Raw genomic sequence first — 6,173 nt, 5'->3', positions numbered from 1 at the left:
GGCACAGATAAAGACGTCAGACAACTGCTAGATCGCGTAGCACTTGCTCTGACCAGTGTGCTCATGCTGATCACGGCTTTAGGCATGATCGCTGCCCCTTGGGTCGTCAGTGCAATGGCCAGCGGTATGACTGCCGCCGATAAACAAACGGAATTTCACGCCGCTATCTGGATGACAAGGACTATGTTTCCTTACATCCTCTGTATGTCTTTAGTCGCCTTAGCCTCGGGGATTCTAAACACCTGGAGTCGTTTCGCCATACCGGCTTTTACTCCGATTCTGCTCAATATTTCCATGATATTGGCCAGTGTTTTTGCTGCACCTTATTTTGACCCTCCTATTTACGCTTTAGCCGTTGGCGTAATAATAGGTGGCATTGCTCAACTTAGTGTGCAATGGATGGCTTTGGCGCGCCTCGGGCTCATGCCACGGTATTCTTTTCGGGTGATACAAGCATGGACAGACCCATTAGTAAAGCGTGTGGTCAAACAAATGCTGCCAGCTATTCTAGGCGTCTCTGTAGCCCAAATCTCCCTATTAATTAACACAAACATTGCGACCTGGCTACAAGCCGGAAGTGTGACCTGGCTTTCTTTTGCTGATCGACTGATGGAGTTTCCTACTGCATTGCTAGGCGTGGCGCTAGGTACAGTATTACTCCCAAAGCTATCTGCAGCTTATGCTAAAAAACAGTATGAGCAATACCAGACTCTACTTGACTGGGGGCTGCGCTTAGTCATCATGCTAGGTATACCTGCAGCTCTTGGACTAGCTTTATTAGCAGATGGTCTGGTAGCCACGTTATTTCACTACGGTGCTTTTAATGCCGAGGACGTCGCGCAAACCAAGCTCGCCGTCATGGCTTATGCCGTGGGTTTGCTGGCCCTATTAGCCATTAAAATCCTAGCGCCAGCTTTTTATGCTCGCCAAGACATAAAAACCCCCGTGCGCATTGCTATTATGGTGTTAATCTTAACGCAGCTCTTTAATGTGATTTTTGTACCACGCTATGCGCACGCCGGCCTAGCCTTGTCGATTGGGCTTGGTGCCAGCATTAATGCACTATGCTTATTATATTTATTGCATAAACGCCACATTTACCGCCCCCAATCGGGCTGGTTGCGGTTTATACTACGACTTATCCCCGCGCTTGCCGTGATGACCTCTATCTTGCTTGTGGCAGACCATCATATCGATTGGGTCGCCCTAGCACACGTGCCGTGGCAACGTGCCTTATACCTCTTACTTACCGTCGGTATTTGCGCACTAAGCTACGGATTTATGCTTATTTTATTTGGCTTTAGACTGCGTGACTTTACAAAGGCGCGCCCCTAATATATAGTATTAGTCTTTGCCAATTAAACCTTTTACTTGATTTTTTAAATATGGCTAATTCAGCACAAGCACGTAAACGCGCCCGTCAAGCAGATGCGCGTAACAAACACAACGCAAGCATGCGCTCCATGATGCGTACATCCATCAAGCGCGTACGCCAAGCTATCGAAGCCGGTGACCAAGCCGCTGCGAACGAAGTCTTCAAAAAAGCTTCCAGCGTTATTGATCGCGTTGCCGACAAAAACATCATTCACAAAAACAAGGCTGCTCGCCACAAAAGCCGCCTAGCCTCCGCCATCAAGGCGATGGCTTCCTAAACCGGCTAGGTTTAATTGGCCGAGTCAGCTTGGATCACCTAGATCCATGACAAAAAGGGTGCTTAAAGCACCCTTTTTTAGTCCTAACACAGCAGATTAAAGCGCGTATACTAAAAAAGCCCATAGCGGGCTTTTAATACATAAACAAATAGTGCACTAATCCATATCCATTCCAGAAGTCTGCAGGTTATTGTCTTTAGCAAACCCACAAACAAACTTCCAAGCCAAAGGCTCTAATTCGCGCAGTTTAGGATCAACCACCACACAACGCACACCATCAATTAGTCTTGGCACCACATAAGGGGAATATGTAAACGGGCCACCAACAGAACCCTCGGGTCTAAATTGAGACATCACCCCCGCTAAGCGCTCTGCCCAATCACTAGGCCGAAAACGCTGTCCAGAAGTGGTTGTGCCATGTATTACAAGCTTTGCAGTCATAAAATTCCAATATTGACACCTGCCGCCAATACAATGTAGCGCTTGGTCTGGGTGATAACAAGCGCCTTGCGCTGACGACAAAATAACCTACTACCTACCGTAAAACACCACAAACACCATTGTATCCTATTTAGCGTCTGCCCATATAGTGAATCAATACGATCAACACAACCTATTATGACTAGGCGTAAATCGGACTTTGCTCTATTATATAAAATTGGCTAATTATTTTTTTGCTAAGGTTTAGTATGAACGCTACGGCGCCGATACGGCATTATTTACAATTTAACGACTTATCTAAAGACGAAACGCTTTATTTACTGGATCGCGCACGCCTTATTAAAGACCGTTTCAAGCGTTACGAGCCCCACCTAACCTTACACGACCGCACTCTTGCCATGGTCTTTGAAAAAGCCAGTACGCGCACCCGTGTATCTTTCGAAGCGGGCATGTACCAAATGGGGGGCTCTGTGATTCACCTCACAACCAATGACTCCCAACTGGGGCGCTCCGAGCCTATCGAAGACACGGCTCGCGTTATCTCACGCATGGTGGATATTGTCATGATCCGCACTTTTGGCCAAGAGCGCATTGAGCGTTTTGCCGAATACTCACGTGTTCCGGTCATTAATGGCCTCACTAACGAATACCACCCTTGTCAAATTCTGGCCGACATTTTCACCTACATGGAACACCACGGCTCCATCGAGGGTAAAACAGTAGCGTGGATTGGTGATGGCAACAACATGGCGTACACCTGGTTGCAAGCCGCACAGATGCTAGGGTTCAAACTACACATCTCTAGCCCCGAGGGCTACCGGCTCGACCCAGCACTCATTGGCAACCCGGATGCCACTGTACTACAAGCGTTCGATGACCCCATGGAAGCCTGCAAAGGCGCCCATCTTGTTACTACCGACGTATGGACCAGCATGGGCTTCGAGGACGAAAACGAGGCGCGTCGCCAAGCCTTTGCTAATTGGTGTGTTAACGAAGCCATGATGGCAGTTGCTGACCCTAACGCCCTCTTTATGCACTGCTTGCCTGCCCACCGTGGCGAAGAGGTCACCGCCGAAGTCATTGATGGCCCCCAAAGTGTGGTTTGGGACGAAGCAGAAAATCGTATGCACGTACAAAAAGCCCTGATGGAATTTCTTCTCTTAGGTAAGCTTGATACCTAACATCCACTGACTGCCCTCTACCCCATCAGCATTCGCTCTTGGGGTATTTTTTCGCTTAATATCCAGTTAAGCAGCTAAGACATACCTCTTTTTAGGCGGGTAATTATGTTCGCTACCTTTTTCCTTATATTGCCTGATTTTTTATTAATGGCATTAGGGCTACTTTTATTACGGTGGCGCTTTTTACCCCTATCATTTTTTAATGGTGCCGAAAAGCTGGTTTATTACGTCTTATTCCCTGCTTTGTTATTTTCATCCATGGCCAAAAGCCATTTGAGTCTTACACAAATTTCCACACTAGGAGTAGGCACCGCACTCGTTATACTTATAGGCGCTGCCTTGGCTTGGCTCGCTCTACCGGCGCTTAAACCCAACCGACTGCAACATGCCTCTACCACACAATGCGCCTATCGATTTAATTCCTATTTGGCTTTTTCTATTGCGGGAGCACTAGGAGGAGAGCCCGCACTCAGTGCTATGGCGGTCATTGCCGTGGTGGCGGTGCCTTTAGGCAACCTATTGGCTGTCTCAAGTTTGGCCAACCATCAATCCAGCCAATTTTTGAAATTATTAGCGAAAAATCCTCTTATTATAGGAACGCTAAGTGGGTTACTTTGGAATCTTATGGGGTTGCCTCTGCCCGCTGTGCTCGATGTTACCCTATCCCGCTTAGGTGCAAGTGCCCTCGCCATGGGGTTGATTTGTGTAGGTGCTTCTTTTTCCTTACACGCCCTACAGGGAGCGCAACAGGTAGTTGGCTGGATGGTTACTGTAAAATTAATCGCCTGTCCCCTAGCCGCTCTGCTGGTAAACGCGCTTATACCTTTAAACCCCCTAGAACAACAAATGCTGCTCCTTTTTGCCAGCCTGCCAACGGCCTCTACAACCTATGTGCTGGCTGTACGTATGGGGGGAGATGGACGTTTGGTTGCCCTAACGATGTCGCTGTGTACTCTATTGGCAGCTTTTACGATGCCCTTATGGCTACTCATCCAATATTAATGCATTTAAAAACCAAAAAGCCGCCTATTAAGGCGGCTTTTTATGAAACAATAATTTCTTATTTCTGGTTTTTTAATTGAGGAATAGCTGCCCCTTCGGCAGGTGCTAATAAGCCAGCCTGCGTATAAGTAAAGAGCTTATCACGTGTATCAATAATATCCAGATTACGCATGGTAAGCTGCCCAATACGATCACGTGGGGTGAAGGTATCATCCCCTTCTTTTTCCATCGTGAGGCGCTCTGGGCGATAGGTTAAGTTAGCCGATTCAGTATTTAAAATTGAATAGTCATTACCACGGCGTAGCTCTAGAGTGACTTCGCCAGTAATAGCACGTGCGACCCAACGCTGAGCGGTCTCACGCAGCATAATAGCCTGCGGATCAAACCAGCGCCCCTGATACAACAAACGCCCCAGACGCAGGCCATTAATACGATATTGCTCAATGGTGTCCTCGTTATGAATCCCAGACACTAGACGCTCGTATGCAATATGCAACAAAGCCATCCCGGGAGCTTCGTAAATACCGCGGCTCTTTGCTTCGATAATACGGTTTTCGATTTGATCGCTCATTCCCAAACCATGGCGTCCACCGATGCGGTTTGCCTCAAGCATGAGCTCAACTTGATCAGGATATTCAACCCCATTTAGCGCAACAGGAACCCCTTCTTCGAAGCGAACTGTGACGGTTTCTTTTTCGATTTGGACATCATCACGCCAAAAAGCTACCCCCATAATCGGCTGCACAATATGCATGCCAGTATTTAAAAACTCAAGGTCTTTGGCTTCGTGTGTTGCTCCTAGCATATTGGAGTCCGTGGAATAAGCTTTTTCAGCGGACATTTTATAGTCAAAGCCGTATTTCTCCATGTACTCAGACATTTCGGCACGCCCGCCGAGCTCGTCGATGAACATCTGATCTAGCCACGGTTTATAGATTTTGAGCTGGGGGTTTGTGAGCAAGCCATAGCGGTAAAAACGCTCAATGTCATTGCCTTTATATGTGCTGCCATCGCCCCAAATATGAACGTCGTCCTCTTTCATGGCCGCCACGAGCATGGTTCCCGTTACCGCACGACCAATAGGCGTCGTATTAAAGTAGGTCACCCCAGCCGTTGTAATATGGAACGCACCACACTGTAAAGCCGCAATACCCTCTGCAGCAAGCTGCTGGCGACAATCGATTAAACGGGCTTTTTCTGCCCCGTACTCTAACGCTTTTTTAGGAATGGCATCGTAATCGGACTCGTCTGGCTGACCCAAGTTTGCCGTGTATGCATACGGAATAGAACCTTTGTTGCGCATCCATAAAATCGCGGCACTGGTGTCCAAGCCACCAGAAAAAGCAATACCAACCTTTTGGTTGACTGGAATATTTTCTAGAATAGTCGTCGTCATAATGAGTCCAAATACACAATGTAAAAATAATAGGTCTATTATATCGCTCATTACAAAGGCTTTCAGCAAAGAATGTTATGCTAAGGCTTTACATTAACGATTCATCATGTCTCACATTCATATTGCCGCGGCCATTATTACTGATGCCAATCAAAAAATGCTACTCGTTCGTAAAAAAAACACCCAACGTTTTATGCAAGCAGGTGGCAAAATTGAAGCTGGAGAAACGCCATTGCAAGCACTATTACGAGAACTAGACGAAGAGTTACAAATCCAACCAGACCCACAACAGATAATTTATCATGGCGAATTTCATGCTCCCGCTGCCAATGAGCCAAATCACACCGTACATGCCCATATTTATCAGTTAACATGGCATAATTCTATTCATATTGCAGCGGAAATCGAAGAAGCACGCTGGGAAGATCCACGTCAAGCCCACTTGCTCCCTTTGGCTCCGCTCACCGAGCATTTTATTCTTCCATTATTGATGTAGGCTCC

Annotated in this window: 7 protein-coding genes; 5 read left to right on the top strand and 2 right to left on the bottom strand. The window is 47.1% G+C overall.

Annotation, left to right across the window (positions count from 1 at the left end):
- Both murJ and rpsT read left to right on the top strand, forming a co-directional pair.
- Window positions 1-1,335: murein biosynthesis integral membrane protein MurJ (gene murJ / locus Q1V74_RS02840; protein ID WP_300646978.1), on the top strand; the 1,335-nt coding region annotated here is incomplete at its 5' end.
- 50 nt (window positions 1,336-1,385) lie between these two features.
- The gene (gene rpsT / locus Q1V74_RS02835; protein WP_260649547.1) at window positions 1,386-1,652 is read left to right on the top strand and encodes a 30S ribosomal protein S20; all 267 of its coding nucleotides are present in this window, start codon (window positions 1,386-1,388) and stop codon (window positions 1,650-1,652) included.
- 156 nt (window positions 1,653-1,808) lie between these two features.
- On the opposite strand, the gene Q1V74_RS02830 is transcribed toward rpsT, so the two are convergent.
- Window positions 1,809-2,093: a DUF3579 domain-containing protein gene (locus Q1V74_RS02830; RefSeq protein ID WP_260649546.1), complete on the bottom strand. Its 285-nt coding sequence runs from the start codon at window positions 2,091-2,093 to the stop codon at window positions 1,809-1,811.
- Window positions 2,094-2,341: 248 nt separating this feature from the next.
- Between Q1V74_RS02830 and argF the strand changes: the two genes are divergently transcribed.
- Window positions 2,342-3,274 carry an ornithine carbamoyltransferase gene (gene argF / locus Q1V74_RS02825; protein ID WP_260649545.1) on the top strand — a complete coding sequence of 311 codons (933 nt, stop codon included), beginning with the start codon at window positions 2,342-2,344 and terminating at the stop codon, window positions 3,272-3,274.
- Between the two features lie 105 nt (window positions 3,275-3,379).
- On the top strand, window positions 3,380-4,276 hold the full coding sequence (locus tag Q1V74_RS02820; protein ID WP_260649543.1) for an AEC family transporter: 897 nt from the start codon (window positions 3,380-3,382) through the stop codon (window positions 4,274-4,276).
- Between the two features lie 58 nt (window positions 4,277-4,334).
- On the opposite strand, the gene argG is transcribed toward Q1V74_RS02820, so the two are convergent.
- The gene (gene argG / locus Q1V74_RS02815) at window positions 4,335-5,672 is read right to left on the bottom strand and encodes an argininosuccinate synthase (RefSeq protein ID WP_300646977.1); all 1,338 of its coding nucleotides are present in this window, start codon (window positions 5,670-5,672) and stop codon (window positions 4,335-4,337) included.
- 106 nt (window positions 5,673-5,778) lie between these two features.
- Between argG and Q1V74_RS02810 the strand changes: the two genes are divergently transcribed.
- Window positions 5,779-6,168 carry an NUDIX domain-containing protein gene (locus Q1V74_RS02810; RefSeq protein ID WP_300646976.1) on the top strand — a complete coding sequence of 130 codons (390 nt, stop codon included), beginning with the start codon at window positions 5,779-5,781 and terminating at the stop codon, window positions 6,166-6,168.
- The last annotated feature ends 5 nt before the right edge of the window (window positions 6,169-6,173 follow it).

Origin of the sequence: Paenalcaligenes sp., assembly GCF_030152715.1 — a bacterium.
Taxonomy (GTDB): Bacteria; Pseudomonadota; Gammaproteobacteria; order Burkholderiales; family Burkholderiaceae_B; genus Paenalcaligenes; species Paenalcaligenes hermetiae.
This window is presented reverse-complemented; position numbering and strand designations above follow the sequence as displayed.